The following is a 19399-nucleotide window of genomic DNA, read 5'->3' as shown; positions in this document are numbered from 1 at the left end:
GACGATGGAGACCTGCCCCTTGACCGACTCCTTTGCCGCTTCCTCCTCCGCTTTCGACATGGACCGCATCAAGGCGGAAATCGCCGACAGTTTCGACGAGGAACTGGAAATGGAGATCGACGAAAGCCGACTGGAGGAAATGCTGGACGACTTGGCCGATCATCCCGATCGCGAACAGTTCGACCGACGCACCTATTTCCGCGAGCTTTTCCGCCTCCAGCATGAACTGGTCCGGTTGCAGGACTGGGTGGTCCATAAGGGGCTGCGCGTCGTCGTATTGTTCGAGGGGCGCGATTCAGCGGGTAAGGGTGGCGCGATCAAGCGGATCACACAGCGGCTCAATCCGCGCGTCTGTCGCGTCGCCGCCCTTCCTGCCCCCAATGGGCGTGAGCGGACCCAATGGTATTTCCAGCGCTATGTCGCGCATCTGCCGGCGGCGGGTGAAATGGTGCTGTTCGATCGCAGCTGGTATAATCGCGCTGGCGTCGAGCGGGTGATGGGCTTTTGCACCGAGGAGGAGGTGGAGGAATTTTTCCGCTCCGTCCCCGAATTCGAACGGATGCTGGTCCGATCAGGCATCATCCTGATCAAATATTGGTTTTCGATCACCGATGAGGAGCAGCAATTCCGTTTCAACATGCGCATTCACGATCCGCTGAAACAGTGGAAGCTGTCACCGATGGACGTGGAATCACGCCGCCGCTGGGAGGATTATACCCGTGCGAAGGAAGCGATGCTGGAGCGGACCCATATCGAAGAGGCGCCCTGGTGGGTGGTCGAGGCGGTCGACAAGAAACGGGCGCGGCTGAACTGCATCGCCCATTTGCTGGACCAGATTCCCTATGACGATGTACCCAAATCGCAGGTCGTGCTGCCTGATCGCGAACGCCATGCCGATTATCTCCGCCATCCGATCCCGACGGACATGTATGTGCCGGACCGCTTCTAACGCTTCATGAAGCCAAGCCAGCGTAGCAGCATATAGGTGCTGGCGGCCGCACCGGTCGCCAGCATCGTGGCATGCACTGTGCCATAGGGGCCGTCAGCAAAGGGCAGCCCACCCGTGTTCATGCCGAATATGCCGGTCACGAGCGTCGCGGGCAGCATCAGCGCGGTCACGATCGAGAGCATATAGAGATTCTGGTTGGTGCGTTGCGATTCCTGGATATCCAGCTCCTCGCGTAGCAACCGCAATTGCGCCTGCACCCCCATGATATCGCCATCGAGCGACTGAAGGCGCTGCGCGATTTTCTCGACCGTAGGCAGCAGGCTGTCGGGCAACTCCTCATCCTGCTCCAGCCGCTGGAATACGCCACGCATGCCGGAAAGCAGGCGGTGTATCTGTGCCAGGCGGCGGCGAATGCCGATAAGGTTGCGGGCGGTCGGGGGATGATGGCCGTCCAGAAAGGCGTCCTCGGCCCGTTGCACGTCGGTGCTGAGCGAGCGGCTGATGTCGGCGATATTGTCGCCGATTGCCCCCACCAGCAGTTCCAGCGCCTGCGGCGGGGTGATGGAGGCAGCGCCACGCATCAGCCGCCCCTTTGCAATGTCGGCCGATCGCAACGGGTGCAGCCGACAGGTCAGCATCAGCGATGGCGTGAGCGCCACCCGCAGCGCGCCGACACGCGCCGTGTCGGCGACGTCAAAATCCCGCTCGAAATCATGGATGACACAAGCGACGATACCCTCATCGACCAACGCCCGCTGGTGGGTTTCGGCCGCGAGCAGCAGATCCCGCACCGTCGACGGCAATCCGGCATGATCGCCGATCCAGCGCTGCGTCCCATGATCCGCCAGATTAAGGTGCAACCAACGGAATTGACCAGCGGCGGGCGCTTCGCAATCGGTGACCGGCCGGGTCTGGCCTTCGCCAAAATCGAGGCCCCAGATGAGGCCCGGCCCCAGTCCGCCGATCGGACCGGAGCCGCCAAATGCCAGAGGCCGGGTGGCTTCGTTCACCGCATCGGACGATCAGAGCAGCGCCGAAAAGAGCATGTAGAGGCCACCCGCCAGCGCGATCGACACGGGCAAAGTCAGCACCCAGGCCATCAGCAGGTTGCGGATCGTGCTCATCTGCAATCCGGATCGGTTCGCCGCCATCGTTCCTGCCACGCCGGACGAAAGGACATGGGTGGTCGATACCGGCAGGCCCAGATGATCGGCGCCGAAGATGGTGGCCATCGCAACCAGTTCCGCCGACGCGCCCTGCGCATAGGTCAGGTGCGACTTGCCGATCTTTTCACCGACGGTAACAACGATCCGCTTCCAGCCGACCATGGTGCCAAGGCCGAGCGCGAAAGCCACGGCGATCTTGACCCAGAGCGGGATGAAGCGCGTGCCCGCGTCCAGCGAACCCTTATAGCTGGTCAGGCTGTCCTTCGCCGTATCGGACAGGCCGGCCGCCTTGTCCTTACCCAGCCGCTTGATCGCTTCCGAGGCGAGATACATGTCGTTACGGACATTTTCGACCGCCGCCGCAGGCACTTTAGCCAGTGAACCATAGTCGCTGACCTGCCGGTCGACATTCTGGATCAGCACCGCCAGCGCCGGCTTGGTCGCATCGCCATAGCTTTTATCGGCGATATAGCGGGTGACTTCGGCCCGAGCCTGCACCGCATTGGCATTCGCCGCGACCGGGACGTCCAGCGCGCTGGCCGCAGCGCGGGAATTTTCGTGGAATTGCTGGGTATATTGAGCCGGCACGGCGCGATTGAGCGCATAGGCGGTGGGCACGGTGCCGATCAGGATCAGCATGATGAGGCCCATGCCCTTCTGCCCGTCATTCGATCCATGGGCGAAGCTGACGCCGGTGCAGGTGAAGATCAGCAGGGCACGAATCCAGGTCGGCGGCGGCAGGCCGTCCCTGGGCTCTTCATAAAGCGCCTTGTTGCGGATCAGCAGTTTCATCGCCAGGAACAGCAGCGCAGCCACGCCGAAGCCGATCAGCGGCGAGATGAGCAACGCCTGACCGATTTCCGTGGCCTTGCTCCAGTCGACGCCCGCCGTGCCGCTTTTGCCATGCATCATCGCATTGGCGACGCCCACGCCGATGATCGATCCGATCAGCGTGTGCGAACTGGAGGACGGAATACCCAGCCACCAGGTCGCCAGGTTCCAAAGGATCGCAGCAATTAGCAGCGCAAAGACCATGGCGAAACCAGCGTTGGAGCCGACCTGAAGGATCAGTTCCACCGGCAGCAGCGACACGATGCCGAAGGCGACCGCGCCGGTCGACAGCAGCACGCCCAGAAAATTGAAGAAGCCCGACCAGACCACCGCCACATTGGCGGGCATGGCATTGGTGTAGATGACGGTCGCGACCGCATTGGCGGTGTCATGGAAGCCGTTCACAAATTCGAAGCCCAGCGCGATCAGCAGCGCGATGAACAGCAGCATGAAGGGCAGATAGGCGGTGGGCGCAATGCCGACCGCCGTCGCATCGGCATAGATGCTGTAGGCAACATAGATCAGCGCCGCAAGAATCGCGGCGGCAAAGCCGACCTGCCCCGCCAGACCCAACCCCTTGTCCAGATCCGGACGCGCAACTTGTCCGTCCATAGCGATTGTGGCGTTCATCGAATCATCCCCGGCGCGGTTTGCACCGCCATGGGCTATGGGGTTTTCGTGACAGGGTAATTGCAATAGCGCGGTTGCAATCTGGGCAAGCAGAGAAAGCCACCCAACATCAAGCCGCAACACGCGGCCGCCCCTTGTAGCAATGCGCAAAGCGATAGTGGCAGATTGTACGCAGGCCGTGACGCTCAGGGAGAGCGCGCCAAGGCGCGCCTGAACGCTATCCAAAATTACAAATCATTATCCCAAGAAAGCATGCCACTTTGAGCGATAGCGCCCAGTATGCGGGCACTAGGTTTCGCCTGGCGCACAAAACTCTTGCGGTCCACCGACACCAGGCCGAATTGCGGGCCATAGCCCGATATCCATTCAAAATTGTCGAGCAGCGACCAGTGGGTGTAGCCCAGCACCGGCACGCCTTCATCCATCACCACCTTCAACCCCCGCAACGATTGCGGGATATAGGCTTGGCGGAGGGCATCGTCGCTCGCTGCGATGCCGCTTTCGGTGATCAGGACTGGCTTGCCCGTACCCTGATGGGCGTAACGCACGCTGTTGCCGAGCGATGCCGGGTAGATTTCGCGGCCGTCGCTCGCCATCGGCGCGCCAGCCGGCGGCGGGACCAGTCCCCTGGTGTCGTAGCGGCGACGGGTATAGTTTTGGACGCCGATGAAATCGGCATGGGTCCGGGTCACATCGAACCAGGGTTCATAGACCGCCCGACGCTTGGCCGCCCGATAGCTGTTATCTTCGCCGACAAGTTGGTCGTCCTCGACCGCCAGCCCTACGCCGACCGGCAGTGCGGGTCGCAGCGCCTTGATTGCCTGATAGGCCTTGATATGCGCGGCGACCATCGCCGACGTCACATCCTGTTCGCTGAACAGCGCGCTGGCAAAAGCGGGCCTGCCCGACGCCTTGGCCGCAGCGGCCAGCATCGCCTTGACGCCGCCCATGAAGGCGGGCGGCAGCGCGACGAAGCGCAGCAGCGCCGAGACATTGGGTTCGTTGAGTGTCACGGCATAGGCGATACGATCGCCCAGATGGCGCATCGCCCGGTCGCAGAAGCGGGCGAAGAGATCGGCGCCGTCAGGCGACTGGAAATGCCCCTGCCCCGCGAACCAGCGCGGCACGCTGAAATGGCTGAAGGTGACGATCGGCGCCAGACCCCGTTGCAGACAGCCGTCGATCATCCGGCCATAATGGTCCAGCATCGCGGTGGAAAACTGGCCCGGCTCCGGCTCGATCCGCGCCCATTCGATACCGAAGCGATAGGCATTTAGGCCCAGTGCCTTCACTAGGTCCAGATCCTGCGCCCAGCGATGCAGGCTGTCGCAGGCATCGCCCGATGGTTCGGCGAACAGGGTCGGTTTCACATGTTCCAGCAGCCACATGTCGGACGCGACATTGTTGCCTTCCACCTGATGCGCGGCAGTCGCCGATCCCCAAAGGAAGGCTCCGGGAAAGTCACGCCTGCCCTTGGTCTTAGACGCGGCAAGGGCTGGTGCGGCCACGCCCGCCGCGCAGATGCCCAGCAGCGCGCGGCGGGAAAGATCGACCTTCGTCATTTGCGCGCGCCGCATTTGGCAACGACGCTGTTGCAGCGCCAGCCATGGGCGAAGGGCGCCAGATGATAGCCATTGGCATAGACATTGGGCGCGCTCAGATAATCGGTGGAGATGATCTGCGCCCCGCTCGCCAGCGCGGCATCGCGGCGGTGGGCGTCATCGTCGCGGGCATCGACGGTGTCGATGTCGGCGCGGGCACGGACCAGATAGCCCTTCTTCACCGCGTCCTTGATTTCGGCGCCATGGCTCAGCGCATTGTCGAACAGCATGAAGGCGGTGTGCGCCATGCCGGGCTTGCCCTGGACGAAGGCCATGCGCCCCTGCAAGGACGGGCGGCCGTCCAGATAGGGGGCGAAGGCCGGCAGGTTCATGCCCGGTACCAGGAACAGGAAGATGAACTTGCCACGCGCGGCCTTCACGCTGGGCCAGCGCTGGGCAAGCGCCGCAGCCTCCAGCGTCGGCATGGACCCGCGCAGATCGTCGGGCGCGAACACTTTGTCCCGGCCCAGGATCGTGCGGATGCTCTCGTCCACCTCGTCGAACGCCGCCTGATCGAAGGGCGGAACGGTCGCCGCGCCGGGGATGGCGCGATCCAGCCCGGACAGCTTGGGCTCCAGCAGGATGAAGACCGGGCTATGGTCCGGCTCGCTGTCCGACCATTGTTTCAGCAGGGTCAGGCAGGAGCGGAAGCTGGGGCACTGGCTGCGGAAATCGAGGTCGGCGACATGGAAGACCTTGATGCCGGGCTGGTGCAATTCCTCGGCATAGATGGGCGCCAGATCGGTCGCGCCCTGTTCGCGCAGCTGGCGATAGGGCAGCGGATCGGCATAGGCGTCGCCCTTGGGATCGGGCTGCAGGTCCAGTTCGATGCTGCGCACGCCGCTGCGCAATTGCGCCTGCAGTGGCATCTGCACATAATCCAGCGTCTTGGCCATCTCGGTCAGGCCGCCGGGATGCTCGTCCTCCATCGCCGCGCGCTGGGCCGGCGTCATCGCCAGCCCCATTTTTTCCATCAGCGCGGACAGGCGCGGCGCCATCAGCGCCATGACCCGGGGGTCGGCGGGCATCGCATAGCTGTTATGCGTGCCCACCACCTGAATCTGATTGATGGACAGCGCATCGTCCGGCGCTGCGCTGTCCGTCGCCTTTTCTCCCCAGGCCGCGCTTGCGATGAGCGCGGCGGCGGCGATGCCGCCAGCAATCTTGCTATTCATGATATGCTTCCCCGAAGGCTCTGTGGGAGATCAGAAACTGACGTTGACGAAGCCGCCAACCGTGCGGCGCGCGTTGGGCGAGGTGTAATGGAGCAGGCCCAGCGCCCCATATTGCTGCCAGCCGGTGGAGAAATATTTGTCGAACAGATTGCGGGCATAGACGCCAAATTCGACCGTCTTGCCAGGCAGGCTGAAGGTCAGGCGGCCATTGACCAGACCATAGCCGGGCACATTGGAATAATCCGGCTGGCCCACCACGGTCCAATATTCGCTGCGGTAGGCATAGTCGGCATGAGCGCGCACGCCGAAGCCCGACCCGAATTCGGTTTCATAGTCGATCGCCGCCGTACCCGCCCATTTGGGCGAGTTGGTCAGGCGCGATCCGGTATAGTCGGTGGTGGTGTTATAGACATAGTCGGTGAACTTGGCGTCGGTATAGGTCAGCGCCCCAGACAGGGTCAGGCCCTTCACCGGCTGGACCGCGACATTGCCCTCCACGCCCTGCGTGCGCAGGCCGCCGGCATTGCCGATCACCGTCGCGTCGAGCAGGCCGCCGGCGCCGTCGGGGATCTTGGTCAGGATCGTTGCCTGGAAATCCTTGAAATCGGACCGGAAGATGTCGAGGTTCAGGCGCAGGCGGCGGCCGAACCATTCCGACTTGATGCCCGCTTCCCAGGCCTTGACCGTCTCGTCCTTGTAGGGCGCATATTTGTTGCCGACAAAGGCGATGCCGGCCGGCTTGTAGCCGGTCGAATAGCTCGCATAGAGCATGACATTGTCGCTGACCTGCCATTGCGGGGCGATACGATAGGAGAAATTGTCGCCCTTCACCCGGCCGAAATCGATCGCCGGCGCGGCGCTCGATCCCACGAAGGTCGGGGTGTAGCCGGCAATGGCCTGTGCATTGACGGTGATGAAATCCAGGCTCTGCGAATTATTGTCGTGCGTGTAGCGCCCACCCAGCGTTAGGCTTAGCGCTGGCGTGAAGTTGAACTTCAACTGGCCAAAGGCCGCGATCGTTTCATTATTGGCATCGAACAGCGAGGCATTGGCATCAACCCCGGCCGCGCCGGTCAGGGCGTACAGCGTTTGGAGCGGCGTACCGTTCGCATCATAGAGCGGCGTTCCCAGCGTTGCCCATTGGGCCTGGATTTGGCGGGCATGGAGCTTGTTGTAGAAGCCCCCCACCAGATATTCGACGAAACCTCCAGTCGGCGAAGCCAGATGGATTTCCTGGCTGACCTTGTCGGTATCCAGATATCCCAGGTTGAACGGGATGTAGGCATATTGATCGGCCGGCGCGAGGTTCGCTGGGGTCGAATTATCATATCGGGTCAGTCGGTAAGCGGTGATCGAGGTCAGATCATGATCGCCCAACTTCGCGTTGATCCGCAGCGAGGTGCCATATTCTTCCGTCGTGATTTCGCCGAAAGAGGAGTCCGCGGTATCGGCGCTCTTGGGACCGGGATAGACGCCAAGATTGTTAAGGATCGCTGTCAGAGCGGCTGACTGGCCCGACACTGGCGTGCGCACGCTGCTGTCCCAATGATAGGCATAGTCGCCCGACAGCATCAGATTGAAGCTGTCCGACGGCTCCAGATAGAGCTTGGCGCGGCCGCCATATTCATGCTGAGATCCGACCAGTCGGTTGAGCGTCACATTGCGGCCAAAGCCGTCGAACGCCTGATCGAAGCCGGACACGCGCAGCGCCGCGATCGGCCCCAGCGGAATGTTGACGGTGCCGTTCAGGATGCGCTCGTCATGCTCGCCGAAGCTGGCGCTGGCGCGGACCGACAGGTCGCCGATCTTCGGCTTGCCGGTGGTCACCGCGATCACGCCCGATGTCGCATTCTTGCCGAACAGCGTGCCCTGCGGCCCCATCAGCACGTCGACGCGGTCGATATCGACCAGGCCGGTCAGGCCGTTGGCGCGCTGGCCGTCCATCACCACATCATCGACGACGACGCTGACCGACTTGGCATTGGAAAAGTCGAAGGAGGTGCTGCCGACGCCGCGGATCTGGAAGGCTGCGCCCTGGGTCGGGTCATATTGCACGCCCGGCATGGTATATTGCAGGTCGGTGACCGAGGTGTAGCCGGTCTTGGCCAATGTATCGCCGCTAATCGACTGGATCGCCAGCGGCACCTTCTGGCTGCTCTCGCTGCGGCGTTCGGCCGTCACCACGATTTCCGGCAGTGCCTCACCCGCTTCGGCGGCGTCCTGCGCCTGGGCGATGCCCATGCCCAGCGGCAGGGTGCCGCCGACCAGCATCGTCGAAAGCAGCAAGAGGCTGCGCTTTGTCTTGTACCCGAACATGATTCTTGCTCCGTCCCATCGAACCGTTGGGCCGCGCACTAGAATCTCAGTTTTACCGTTTTAAGACGATCGTTCGATCAATTTATCCAATTAAATTTATATTTAAGACGATCGTTCGATTCTTGCGAAATGCCGGGACATGTCCGGGAATGGTTCGACCAATGCGCCACGGGCAAGGATTTCAAGGCCATGGCCGATCAGCGCGACAACGATCGCCTGTACCCGCGCGCGATCGCCATCGACCGGCACGTCGATCCATTCCGCCACCTGCACATGGACATTTTCCGCTCGCCGCCGCCGCATATCGATAGCGAAAGGCAGAAAGGCGGGATTGCGATTGGCAAGCAGTGCGCTCTCATGGGTCAGTTGGATAATCGCGCCGCTGCCAGGCGCGGTGCCGTTTGAGGCGCGAATGTCCGTCCGCATCCGACGATAGATCGCCTCCACCCCGCCGAAGACGATGTCGCGATGGGTCGGGAAATGATGGGCGACGCTCGACGCTGCCATGCCCGACGCCTGGGCGACCGCACGGTGCGACAGCGCGCCCACGCCATCTGCGACGATCAGGTCGGCGACATGGTCGGCCAGCGCGGCCTTCGGCCCCTGGGGTATGATGCCGGCGGCGTCCAGTGCATCGGCCGATGGCACTGCGAGGCGATCGACCAACGCCATATGCCATTGGCTTGCCGCCGGCGCAGGTGCCTCTGCCGGATCGCGCAACAAAGCTCGTATGGTCGACTGGCGCAACAACCGATAGTCGGCCATGTCGCCAAGCGCGATCGAGAAGGGGCGCTCGTCAAGGCAATAGGCGTGGATCGCATCAGCCAGCCGGTCGCCGTCCGGCGACATCTTCAGCATCTCCCGCCACATCGCCGCCGACCGATCGATCAGCCGGGGCACATCTGGTACGGTTTCTGGTATCCGGCTGGCGAGCAGCGCCAGTTCACAGGTAACAATGGCCGAGATGCGCTGCTCGCCCGCCATCAGGTCGAGCCAGGCGCCAACCAGATCGGGCAGCAAACCCGCACCGACCGGTTCGATCCCGTTGAGCCGCAGCAGGAAACCCTTGGCTACGGCATCAGCAAGTTCGATCTCGCGTGCGATGACAGCCGTGACCAGCGCAGCGCGATCGCCGATACGATAGCTGATCGATCCGACTGACATCTCTGCCTGCTCCGCAACGGTCCGCAGGCTCATGCCGGCCAGACCGAGTTCGGCGATCACCGTGCGCGCGGCATCGACGATGGTGATATTGGCCGCCGCGTTGCGGATGGCCATGCGGTCTGCCGGAGCGTTCATGTCGCCTTCCATATCGCGCAACACGAAACAGTCCAGTATGACCGCCAGACGGCAGGTCACCTACCGCTTGCCTCGTTTGCCAAATATCGAAATTCTCGACACGGAAGATGCGCTGCACCGGCGTGAGCTGATCCACGGACTGTAACGGAAGTAACTAGAGTCTGTCCTGATTAGATTGAGGCTTATCCGCTGTTCCCAAGGTAATTTGCGCACTCGTGCGGCGGGAAGGCATTGAGCAGTTGTCCGATGCACTGCCATGTCGCCTCGACGGTACGTTCGGCGGCTTTGCGCAAGAGCAGCTTGAGCTTTGCGAAGACTTGTTCGATCGGATTGAGGTCTGGAATGTAAGGCGGCAGGAACGGAAACCTGGCGCCTGCGGCCCGGATGGCCTGGCCTTTGTGGCTGCCCAGATTGTCCATGATGACGATGTCGCCAGGCGACAGGGTCAGCACGAGGGACTGCTCGACATAGGCGGTGCAGAGCTGGCCGTTGACCGGCCCGTCCAACACGCAGGGGGTCGCAGCGTAGCGCTGCCACGAAGGCCAGGGTCTTCAACTGGCCGAAGGGAGCCTTGGCGACGAGCTTGCTAGCACACTTCGACCAGACGCCTGGGATCACTTCTTCCACTGTGCTCGCCGACGCGCAATCTTCGGACGATCCTGCTCGCTGGCGAACAGGCTTTTTTTTTGAAGCTGTGACCGGCTTTGCGGAGCAACGATCATACCGCATTGGGGCTGACCCGATAGCCGCGCTCGACCAGCTCCGCCGCCAGGCCCTGCACGGTCAGATGCGGGCATTCCTCAAGCGGCGGCAGCATCCATCCCTGTTCGTCCGCCAAAACACCTGGTTTGTGACCGCTCATCGGAAGCGAGGCGGCACTGCCCGTGTCGCACAGTCGCTGCGACCACTTCAGCGCACTCGCAACGCTCACGCCAAATGCCGTCGCCACCTCGCGACCCGTTCTGCCCGACAATATCGCCGCCGCCACACGCTCCCGAAAATCCCCTGAACAGGCTTGAGGCATCGCTGCTGGCCTCCTGCCCAGCAGGAAACTTGAATCACAACCACGCCAACTTGGGAATCCCTACCGATTCAATCTCAACGGACACATTCTTGAGTCGGCCCGGAAGACAGGCCGGGTCGAAAAGCCAATCAAAACCCGATCCGCTCCCCCTCCTGCCGCCAGTCCGCCTCTGCCCGCAGCCGCGCCAATAAATCCTGCGCATCACGCGCAGGGGCATGACGCAACTGCCGCTTCACCGCCGCAAAGTCGCCCGGCGTCAACATGGTCAGCGCCGCGATATCGGTCGGCGCATCTATCCCGAAAAAGCGCTGAAAGGCGCGCGCCACCCGTTCCGGCCCCAGCGGCGCCAGATCCAGCTTGAACACGAAACGACGCAGCGCGGCCGGGTCCAGTCGGCAGACATGGTTGGTTGCCGCGATCACCGGCAGCGGATGGCTGTCGAGCCAGGTCAGCATCTCGTTAACCTGCCCCGCCTCCCAGTTGTGCCGCGCGCCAGTACGGTCGAACAGCAGCGAATCCACCTCGTCGAACAACAGCACATGGCCGCGCTCCCGCGCCTGCGCGAAGGCCTCGGCAATCGCCTGCTCGGTCCCGCCGACCCAGCGGGACAGCAGGTCGGACGCCCGCTGCACCACCAGAGGCCGGTCCATCGCCCTGGCGAGATGATGAGCAAGCGCCGTCTTGCCGGTGCCGGGTGGCCCGGTCAGCAGCAGCGAAACGTCCGCCGCGCCCCGATCCGCCAGTTGCGCCATCAACGATGCCAGCGGCCGGTCCGTCTCGAACAGGTCGAGGTCGAGGCGATCGCCCACCAGCGGCGGCAGTTCCGATCCGCGCAGCGCCTTGACCAGCGCCGTCGCCGGGCGGGCGCCGCCGTCCGGTTCCTGCGCCAGTCGCGCAGCCCGCATCGCCACCCGCAGCACCATGGCCGCTTCCGGCGCCCGGTCGAGCAGCATTTCGACATCGGCATGGGGCGTGACCGCTTCTTCCCGCGCCACCCGCTCCAGCATGCGCCGCGCCGCGCTGGGCGACGGCAGGTCCAGTTTCAGCACGAAGCTCATCCGCCGCAGGATCGCATCATCGACATTGCCGATCGTATTGGTGGTCCAGATCACCGGCACGGCATTGGTTTCCAGCAGGCGATTGACGAAGATCTTGCTGCCTTGCCGACCGCTCACCCAGTCCCCTGTCGACGGGCGCGCGTCGCCGATCAGATCCTCCATCTCATCGAACAGCAGCACCGCGCGACCCACCGGCGCGACCATCCGCTGCGCCAGTTGCAGGGCGCAGACCCGGTCCCAGCGGCTGGGTTCGTCGCCATCATCATCCGCCTCACCCACACCATGCAGAGCGAGGCCGGCCGACGCCGCCAGCGTGCGAGCCAGTTCGGTCTTGCCGGTGCCGGGCGGGCCATGGATCAGGATGTTGACGCCCGGCGCACGCGCCGAAGCGGCGCCACCGAGCAGCCGGACCAGAAAGTCCGCATCCTCGACATGCGCGAAATCCTCCAGCGACAGCCGGGCCGCCTGATGCGCGCCGACCAGCGTCGCCACGACGGAGTCATGCTCCGCCGACGCCCGGTCCAGCAACCGTTCCAGCGGCCAGCGCAGGTCCACCTCCACCACGCCCTGCCGGTTCACCCGGAAGGTCGCGAGGTCGAGGCGCAGCAGCGCGCTGCGCCGGACCGCCCGGTCCGCCTCCAGCCCGCTTGCGCCCGCCATCTCGCCCAGCAGTCCGGGGAGGTCGCGACCATGCTCGCTCCACAGCCGCGCCAGCGCCGCCATGCGCGGCAGCCGGTCGACCGCGACCAGCATCCGCAGCAGGGCCGCATCGAACGCTTCGAGCGCCAGCGCCTGTGCCAGCACATCCGCGACGGCCAGCACATGCGGCACCGCGCCGGCCTCCGCATCCGGCGCCAGCATGGCGCAGGCGGCGGTCCAGTCGCGCGTGTCGGTCAGGCCCAGCCAGTCGGCATGGGTATCGGCCCAATTATCAAGGGCGCGGGTCAGGCGCACATCGCCCGCCGCGCCGATCCGGAGCGCCAGGCTCCGGACGATCGTCCATTCGTCCATAAATCATCCGTCCGCGCGAACGGCACGCCCCTGCATCGGCAGCAGGCATGCGGGGTTCGCATCTGTCCATCTGGTTTTGGCTACGGGCGGCAGTTCCGCATCACGCCCACAGCATCGCCTCGGTCGATCGAGGCGCCTAGGGCAGCGAACGGAAGCTGCTGACCGCGCCTGTGAAAGGCGTGAGGTCCAGCAATCCATTTACTCCGGTTCATGCGGGCGGGATGCCCTGCGAACGGCGCGGTCATTACAGCAATCGCAACGGCCGCGCAACGGCTTCACCGCAACGTCATCAGATGCACACCGCCCGGCTGCTGCACGAATGTCGGCCGCCGTCCCAGAAACTGCGCGATGACATCGGCCGCAGTCAGACTGTGCTGGCTGGGCTTCACCGTCGTGAAGCTGCCCCCGCCCGCCAGGGCAAAGGGCAACAGCAACTGGTCCGCCAGATACGGGCCGGCAAAGGCCTCACTCTCCAGATAGCCACGCATCCGGCCGATCGCCCGCTTGGCGACCTGCTCGGCGGTGACGCCCAACTGGCCGAAGCCGCTGACGATCTCGGTCACATGCTCATATTCTGCCTCCAGCAGCAGAATATTGCCCGGCCCCTGATCGGCGGGCAGCTCGCGAATATAGGCTTCGCGTTCGGACCAGTTCAGTTCCTTGCGCACCTTTCCGATCTCGCGCTCCGCAATGGCGAAGGGCAGCCCCGCGACCAGCGCCGCGCCGCTGACGCTGATCGCCGCGCCGCGCACGACGCAATCGATCGGCCGCAAGGGCGCGGGCGTGATGTCCACCTCGATCCGTCCGCCCCCGCGCGGGTAAAAGCCATGCCGTACCAGCCGCGCCGAGACGCTCGGCCCCATGCGGTTGATGACCGGCAGGAAACTGCGCGCGATAAAATCGAACGGCGGTGCCAGCATATTATGCGTGCCGCCCTCCAGCACCAGCCGCGAAGGCGCGTCCGCCAGCAACAGCGGCATCAGCACCGTCTGGAGCACCAACCCGGTCGATCCGGCCGTGCCGACGGCGAAACGATAGTCGCCCGGCACCACCTTGCCCGGCCGGAAGGTCAGCGCCGACGATCCGACCATCAGCCCCTCACATTCGGCATTGCCGATGACGCAAGCGGCCTCGATCGCGGTCACATGCTGGCGCATCAGGCCCGACTTGGACCGCCTGGCGCGGACATTCTCGATCCGCACGGGCGTACCGGTAACGAGCGACAGCGCGCACGCATTGCGCACCACCTGCCCCCCACCTTCGCCTTCCGATCCGTCGATAATGATCATTCGTAATTCCAGTAATCGTCCGTCATGTCCCGCATCGTGGTTGTTGCGGGTTCAGGAATGAAAAAGCTCGGCCACATGCAATCGTCATGCAGCGTACCGATTACCGCTTTGCAGCGGCATATCTGGTTCGGCCCATTGAATCCCGCCACCCCACAACAACCGGCGGTCAGCCGGGAGTCAGCGCTATCCGACACTGTATCGGCAAGGTCATTTGGGTTCAGCCAATATTGCGGGACAAAGGACAAAGGACCATGATATCGACCCAACCAAGGCGCGATGCGGTCAGACAGATAGGCAACGCCTTGGGGCGCTATGTCCTGACCATCTTTGGAAAGACCGCGCATTGAATCCGACTCAATCGCTGGGCGAATGTCGAGCGGCGAGGTCAACCGAGTCCGGCAGCGGTTACAATAAAGTGCTTTATACATCGTTCGGTCCTAGTCATGCCGCGCCACGGCCGCTTGCGCGGCCGGTGAAACGGGGCGGCACGCCCCCGGCATGCCGCTTGATCCCGTTTCACCCCTTCACGCACACCACCTGCTTCAACGTATGCACGATCTCCACCAGATCGGCCTGAGCGGCCATCACGGCTTCGATCGGCTTGTAGGCGCGCGGGGTTTCGTCGATGACGCTTTCGTCCTTGCGGCACTCCACGCCCGCCGTGTCGGCGATATGCTCGTCGAGCGTCACCAGCTTCTTCGCCTGGGTGCGCGACATGACCCGCCCCGCCCCGTGCGAGCAGCTCTCGAACGCCTCCTTGTTGCCAAGGCCGCGCACGATGAAGCTCTTGGCGCCCATCGATCCGGGGATGATCCCCATCACGCCCTCCGCCGCGCGCACCGCGCCCTTGCGGGTCACGAGCACATTTTCGCCGAAATGGTTTTCCCGCCGCACATAATTATGGTGGCAGTTCACCGCTTCCAGTTCGGCGTCGAAGGGCTTAGCGATCTGACCGCGCAGCGCCCGGATCACGTTGGTCATCATCATCCGGCGGTTCAGCGCCGCGAAGTCCTGCGCCCATTCGACCGCCTCGACATAGTCGTCGAAATGGTCGGTCCCTTCCGGGAAATAGGCCAGATCCTCGTCGGGCAGGTTGATGAACCACTTGCGCATGTCCTGCTTGGCCAGTTCGATGAAGAAGGTGCCGATCGCATTGCCTACCCCGCGCGAGCCCGAATGGAGCATGATCCACACGCGCTGCTCAGTATCGAGGCACAGCTCGATGAAATGGTTGCCCGTCCCCAGCGTGCCGAGATGGGTGAGTTGGTTCGTGTTCTTGAACCGGGGATATTTGTCCGTGATCCGGTCGAACCGCGCGACCAAGGTCGCCCAGGCCTCCACGATCTCCGCCGGCGGGTCACCCCAGGAACCGGTATCGCGCTTGCTGCGACCTACGGAACGCCCATGCGGCACCGCCCGCTCGATCGCCGATCGGATGCCTTCCAGATTGTCGGGCAGATCGCTCGCCATCAGGGATGTGCGCGCCGCCATCATGCCGCAGCCAATGTCCACGCCTACTGCCGCCGGGATCACCGCACCCTTGGTCGGGATCACCGAACCGACGGTGGCGCCAATGCCGACATGCACGTCGGGCATGGCCGCCACATGTTTGAAGACGAACGGCATCTGCGCCGCCTTGCGCAGTTGCTCGCGCGCCTTGTCGTCGACGGGCACGCCGCGCGTCCACATCTTGACCGGCTTTCCGCCTTCCACATGCTGCACTTCATAGGTCGTCTGGGTCATCGCTCATTCCAATATCGTCAGCGGCTTATTTCAGGAGCGACCGGCCCATTCCGGCCGCTCCCTCTCTTCCGCGCGCCGATCGCGTAATCCGCCACGATCGACGGGAATATATTAGCACGAGGCGTGCCAACCGTGCGCTGGCGTCAATCAACATTCATTCAAATATATGATATTAAATGAATCTTTTCCAAATTCATAAAATTTCGCCTCCTCCTCCTTCAGCACTGGACTAGAATTTTCATATCGATAAAGATCATATTTTATCCTATAGGATAAGCCATGAAACCGCTTACCGTCATCGGCTTCCTCGGCTCCACCCTCGACGCCGGCGCTTTCGGGCCGTCGCGCTGGAACAAGTGGCGCCCCACCGTCGGCCTCACCATGCATGAAGATCTGCGGGTCGACCGGCTGATCCTGCTCCACGGCACGGCCCATGGCCGCCTTGCCGAATATATTGCAGAGGATATCGCCTCGGTATCGCCCGAAACCCGTGTCGATCGCCGCACGCTGGACTTCGACAATCCCTGGGATTTCGAGGAAGTCTATGGAAAGCTGCTGGACTTCGCGCGCGCCGAACCCTTCGATCCGGAGGTGGAGGATTATCTGATCCACATCACCACCGGCACCCATGTCGCGCAAATATGCTGGTTTCTGCTGACCGAAGCGCGCTACCTGCCCGGGCGCCTGCTCCAGACCCAGCCCGCGCGCGGCGGCCAGGCGGGCGGGCCCGGCACATGGACGACGATCGACCTCGACCTGTCGCGCTATGACAGTATCGCGACGCGCTTTGCCGCCGCCAGCGCGGAGAGCACCTCCTTCCTCAAATCCGGGATCGAGACACGCAACCCCGCCTTCAACCACATGATCGACGAGATCGAACAGGTCGCGCTGCGCTCCCGCGCGCCGATGCTGCTGATGGGGCCGACCGGCGCCGGCAAGAGCCTGCTCGCCCGCCGCATCTATGAATATAAGCGCCTCAAGCATCAGATCAGCGGCCCCTTCGTGGAGGTGAACTGCGCGACTCTGAAGGGCGACAGCGCGATGTCGGCCCTGTTCGGCCATCGCAAGGGCGCCTTCACCGGCGCCGCCGCCGATCGCCCCGGCCTGCTCCGCACCGCCGACAAGGGCATGTTGTTTCTGGACGAGATCGGCGAACTGGGCCTAGACGAACAGGCGATGATCCTGCGCGCGATCGAGGACAAGCGCTTCCTGCCCGTGGGCGCGGACAAGGAAGCCGCATCGGATTTCCAGTTGCTGGCCGGGACCAACCGCGATCTTGGCGCGGCGGTCGCCGCAGGCGCGTTCCGCGACGATCTTTATGCGCGCCTCAACCTGTGGACCTTTACCCTGCCCGGCCTTGCGAGCCGGCGCGAGGATATCGAACCCAATCTCGACTATGAACTGGATCGCTTTGCCGAGCGGGAAGGCGATCGGGCCAGCTTTAACAAGGAAGCCCGGCAACGCTATCTGTCCTTCGCCATGTCGCCCGAAGCCTCCTGGCCCGGCAATTTCCGTGACCTCGCCGCCAGCATCACCCGCATGGCAACGCTCTCGCCCAAAGGCCGCATCGACCTCGATTGCGTGGACATGGAAATCGGCCGGCTAAGACGCCTTTGGTCGGGCCAAACAGACGATGGCGCAGGCCTGCTGGCCACGCTGCTTGATACAGAAGCGCTGGCTGAAATCGACCCGTTCGATCGCGTACAACTGGCCGAGACTATTCGCGTCTGCCAGGCAAGCCGCTCCCTGTCGGAAGCAGGACGCACGCTCTTCTCTGCCTCGCGAGCGCGCAAGGCCAAGACGAATGACGCCGATCGGCTGCGCAAATATCTGGCACGGTTCGATCTCGACTGGGCGACGATCACTGACAGGTAATCAGCGACACCCTCGCTTGACGCATTTGTAGCCGTCAAGCGCTCGATAACCCCAAAAAAGAAAATCATTGCAAGCGATAGCGTGCAAATAAATGGCGGAGAGGGTGGGATTCGAACCCACGGTACCCTCACGGGCACGCCGCATTTCGAGTGCGGTACATTCGACCACTCTGCCACCTCTCCGCAGAAGGTTCCGCAAGCCGTAAAGCCCTGCATTCCCGGTCGAGGGGCGGCCATTAGCGAATGAATTCGCACTTGCCAAGCGGTCTTTCCGGTATTTTTCTTGTGTCCGCCCAACAGCGTCCTAAATTGGTGTCATGAAAGATACGATTCAGATTTTTGGCGCTGGCGTCAGCGCCCCGCCGATCGTCCACGCCCGCTTCAGTATCGGCGATGTGGTGCAGCATCGCATGTTCGGTTTCCGTGGCGTCGTGTTCGATATCGACCCGGTCTTCGCCAATAGCGAGGAATGGTATGAAGCGATTCCGGAAACCGCGCGGCCCGACAAGCATCAGCCCTTTTACCACCTGCTCGCCGAAAATGGCGAATCCAGCTATGTCGCCTATGTCAGCCAGCAGAATCTGGTGGCGGACGACAGCGACGAGCCGGTCGATCACCCCGCCATCACCGGCATGTTCGGCAGCTATGCGGATGGCAAATATCGCCTGCGCCCGCTCCACCGCCATTAAGCCGGTTCGCGCGCCTTCATGGTGCGTGGCGGCTGCGGCGCTGCTGCTGACGGCGGCGACCGTGCCGCCGCCGCAGAAACCCGCAGCGCTGCCTAATGCCGACCCGGTCTTTCCCTTCTCCAACGAGATCGAGGCTTTTGCGAAAGCGAACAGCGCCGGGCCGCCGGTGCGCGATGCCACGCTGTTCCTGGGCAGTTCCAGCATCCGCCTGTGGGACATAGCGGGCAGCTTTCATGATATCGGCACGGTCAATCGCGGCTTTGGCGGCGCGACCACGGCGCATGTGCTCCATTATTACAAGCGCCTGCTGCCGCCGGTGCCGCCGCGTTCGGTGATCGTCTATGTCGGCGAGAATGATCTGGCGGCCGGCACCGCGCCGGAGGTCGTGGCGCGCGACATATTGACCCTGCTCAAGAAGTTGCGCGCCGATTATCCGCGTGCGCCAATCGCCTTCATGTCCCTGAAGCCCAGCCCGATCCGCTGGACGATGCGCCCCAAAATGGCGCAGGTGAACGCCGCCGTCGCGAGCCGGGCCAAGGATGGCGGTTTCGTCTATCTGGATGTCGGCAGCGTGCTGCTGGCGCCGGATGGATTGCCCGACGCATCGCTGTTTCGCCCAGATGGATTGCATATGAATGCGCGCGGCTATCAGCGCTGGACCTATCTGGTCGACGCCTGGCTTGACCGGGTCGCCCCGCCCCGTGGCGGACCGGAAAGCCGGTCCTGATGCACTTTCCGATTGAT

General features: G+C 63.3%; 14 protein-coding genes, 1 tRNA gene and 1 pseudogene. 4 read left to right on the top strand and 12 right to left on the bottom strand.

The genetic code is table 11. From position 1 onward, the window contains the following. Positions 1 to 58 precede the first annotated feature (58 nt). On the top strand, positions 59 to 949 hold the full coding sequence (gene ppk2, locus BMY84_RS02325) for a polyphosphate kinase 2 (protein WP_093081643.1): 891 nt from the start codon (positions 59 to 61) through the stop codon (positions 947 to 949). Here ppk2 and BMY84_RS02320 read toward each other — a convergent pair. The 11 genes and pseudogenes from BMY84_RS02320 to BMY84_RS02275 all read right to left on the bottom strand — a co-directional run bounded on the left by BMY84_RS02320 (position 946) and on the right by BMY84_RS02275 (position 16092). After that, positions 946 to 1959: a transporter gene (locus tag BMY84_RS02320; RefSeq protein WP_256215013.1), complete on the bottom strand. Its 1014-nt coding sequence runs from the start codon at positions 1957 to 1959 to the stop codon at positions 946 to 948. The two genes, ppk2 and BMY84_RS02320, sit on opposite strands and share 4 nt — an antisense overlap. Positions 1960 to 1971: 12 nt before the next feature. Continuing rightward, positions 1972 to 3576, bottom strand: coding sequence for an inorganic phosphate transporter (locus tag BMY84_RS02315; RefSeq protein ID WP_093080058.1), 1605 nt, complete (start codon positions 3574 to 3576; stop codon positions 1972 to 1974). A gap of 227 nt (positions 3577 to 3803) precedes the next feature. Beyond that, on the bottom strand, positions 3804 to 5138 hold the full coding sequence (locus BMY84_RS02310) for a glycoside hydrolase family 1 protein (RefSeq protein ID WP_093081637.1): 1335 nt from the start codon (positions 5136 to 5138) through the stop codon (positions 3804 to 3806). Continuing rightward, entirely contained in the window at positions 5135 to 6352 is a 1218-nt protein-coding gene (locus tag BMY84_RS02305) for a Ca2+-dependent phosphoinositide-specific phospholipase C (protein ID WP_093080056.1), read from the bottom strand. The genes BMY84_RS02310 and BMY84_RS02305 overlap by 4 nt, the downstream gene beginning before the upstream one ends. A gap of 30 nt (positions 6353 to 6382) precedes the next feature. Next, positions 6383 to 8668, bottom strand: a complete 2286-nt coding sequence (locus BMY84_RS02300) for a TonB-dependent receptor (RefSeq protein ID WP_093080053.1) — start codon at positions 8666 to 8668, stop codon at positions 6383 to 6385. A gap of 102 nt (positions 8669 to 8770) precedes the next feature. Beyond that, the gene (locus BMY84_RS02295; protein WP_256215012.1) at positions 8771 to 10027 is read right to left on the bottom strand and encodes a TetR family transcriptional regulator; all 1257 of its coding nucleotides are present in this window, start codon (positions 10025 to 10027) and stop codon (positions 8771 to 8773) included. A 122-nt stretch (positions 10028 to 10149) separates the two neighbouring features. Beyond that, positions 10150 to 10991, bottom strand: a pseudogene (locus BMY84_RS02290) (transposase). 128 nt (positions 10992 to 11119) lie between these two features. Continuing rightward, positions 11120 to 13060: an AAA family ATPase gene (locus BMY84_RS02285; protein WP_093080050.1), complete on the bottom strand. Its 1941-nt coding sequence runs from the start codon at positions 13058 to 13060 to the stop codon at positions 11120 to 11122. Positions 13061 to 13335: 275 nt separating this feature from the next. Further along, complete coding sequence (rtcA, locus tag BMY84_RS02280; RefSeq protein WP_093080048.1) at positions 13336 to 14349, bottom strand: RNA 3'-terminal phosphate cyclase; 1014 nt, start codon at positions 14347 to 14349, stop codon at positions 13336 to 13338. Next, the gene (locus BMY84_RS28970) at positions 14346 to 14777 is read right to left on the bottom strand and encodes a hypothetical protein (RefSeq protein ID WP_143074961.1); all 432 of its coding nucleotides are present in this window, start codon (positions 14775 to 14777) and stop codon (positions 14346 to 14348) included. The genes rtcA and BMY84_RS28970 overlap by 4 nt, the downstream gene beginning before the upstream one ends. A gap of 88 nt (positions 14778 to 14865) precedes the next feature. After that, positions 14866 to 16092, bottom strand: coding sequence for an RtcB family protein (locus tag BMY84_RS02275; RefSeq protein WP_093080045.1), 1227 nt, complete (start codon positions 16090 to 16092; stop codon positions 14866 to 14868). A 279-nt stretch (positions 16093 to 16371) separates the two neighbouring features. Between BMY84_RS02275 and rtcR the strand changes: the two genes are divergently transcribed. After that, a complete protein-coding gene (gene rtcR / locus BMY84_RS02270; RefSeq protein WP_093080043.1) occupies positions 16372 to 17967 on the top strand; it encodes an RNA repair transcriptional activator RtcR in 1596 nt (531 codons plus the stop codon). A gap of 92 nt (positions 17968 to 18059) precedes the next feature. Here the strand turns inward: rtcR and BMY84_RS02265 are convergent. Then, positions 18060 to 18149: transfer RNA gene (locus BMY84_RS02265), tRNA-Ser, on the bottom strand. A 134-nt stretch (positions 18150 to 18283) separates the two neighbouring features. Here BMY84_RS02265 and hspQ point away from each other — a divergent pair. Both hspQ and BMY84_RS02255 read left to right on the top strand, forming a co-directional pair. Then, on the top strand, positions 18284 to 18655 hold the full coding sequence (hspQ, locus tag BMY84_RS02260) for a heat shock protein HspQ (protein WP_093014791.1): 372 nt from the start codon (positions 18284 to 18286) through the stop codon (positions 18653 to 18655). Continuing rightward, a complete protein-coding gene (locus BMY84_RS02255) occupies positions 18612 to 19382 on the top strand; it encodes a GDSL-type esterase/lipase family protein (protein ID WP_093080041.1) in 771 nt (256 codons plus the stop codon). Before hspQ ends, BMY84_RS02255 begins: the two co-directional genes overlap by 44 nt. Positions 19383 to 19399: the final 17 nt, after the last annotated feature.

Origin of the sequence: Sphingobium sp. AP50, assembly GCF_900109095.1 — a bacterium.
Classification (GTDB): domain Bacteria; phylum Pseudomonadota; class Alphaproteobacteria; order Sphingomonadales; family Sphingomonadaceae; genus Sphingobium.
This window is presented reverse-complemented; position numbering and strand designations above follow the sequence as displayed.

What these genes read in the sequence shown, in the direction of transcription:
- ppk2 (WP_093081643.1), top strand. Translation starts at nt 59, where the DNA reads ATGGACCGCATCAAGGCGGAAATCGCCGACAGTTTCGACGAGGAACTG.
- BMY84_RS02315 (WP_093080058.1), bottom strand. Translation starts at nt 3,576, where the DNA reads ATGAACGCCACAATCGCTATGGACGGACAAGTTGCGCGTCCGGATCTG.
- BMY84_RS02310 (WP_093081637.1), bottom strand. Translation starts at nt 5,138, where the DNA reads ATGACGAAGGTCGATCTTTCCCGCCGCGCGCTGCTGGGCATCTGCGCG.
- BMY84_RS02305 (WP_093080056.1), bottom strand. Translation starts at nt 6,352, where the DNA reads ATGAATAGCAAGATTGCTGGCGGCATCGCCGCCGCCGCGCTCATCGCA.
- BMY84_RS02300 (WP_093080053.1), bottom strand. Translation starts at nt 8,668, where the DNA reads ATGTTCGGGTACAAGACAAAGCGCAGCCTCTTGCTGCTTTCGACGATG.
- BMY84_RS02285 (WP_093080050.1), bottom strand. Translation starts at nt 13,060, where the DNA reads ATGGACGAATGGACGATCGTCCGGAGCCTGGCGCTCCGGATCGGCGCG.
- rtcA (WP_093080048.1), bottom strand. Translation starts at nt 14,349, where the DNA reads ATGATCATTATCGACGGATCGGAAGGCGAAGGTGGGGGGCAGGTGGTG.
- BMY84_RS28970 (WP_143074961.1), bottom strand. Translation starts at nt 14,777, where the DNA reads ATGTATAAAGCACTTTATTGTAACCGCTGCCGGACTCGGTTGACCTCG.
- BMY84_RS02275 (WP_093080045.1), bottom strand. Translation starts at nt 16,092, where the DNA reads ATGACCCAGACGACCTATGAAGTGCAGCATGTGGAAGGCGGAAAGCCG.
- rtcR (WP_093080043.1), top strand. Translation starts at nt 16,372, where the DNA reads ATGAAACCGCTTACCGTCATCGGCTTCCTCGGCTCCACCCTCGACGCC.
- hspQ (WP_093014791.1), top strand. Translation starts at nt 18,284, where the DNA reads ATGAAAGATACGATTCAGATTTTTGGCGCTGGCGTCAGCGCCCCGCCG.
- BMY84_RS02255 (WP_093080041.1), top strand. Translation starts at nt 18,612, where the DNA reads ATGCGGATGGCAAATATCGCCTGCGCCCGCTCCACCGCCATTAAGCCG.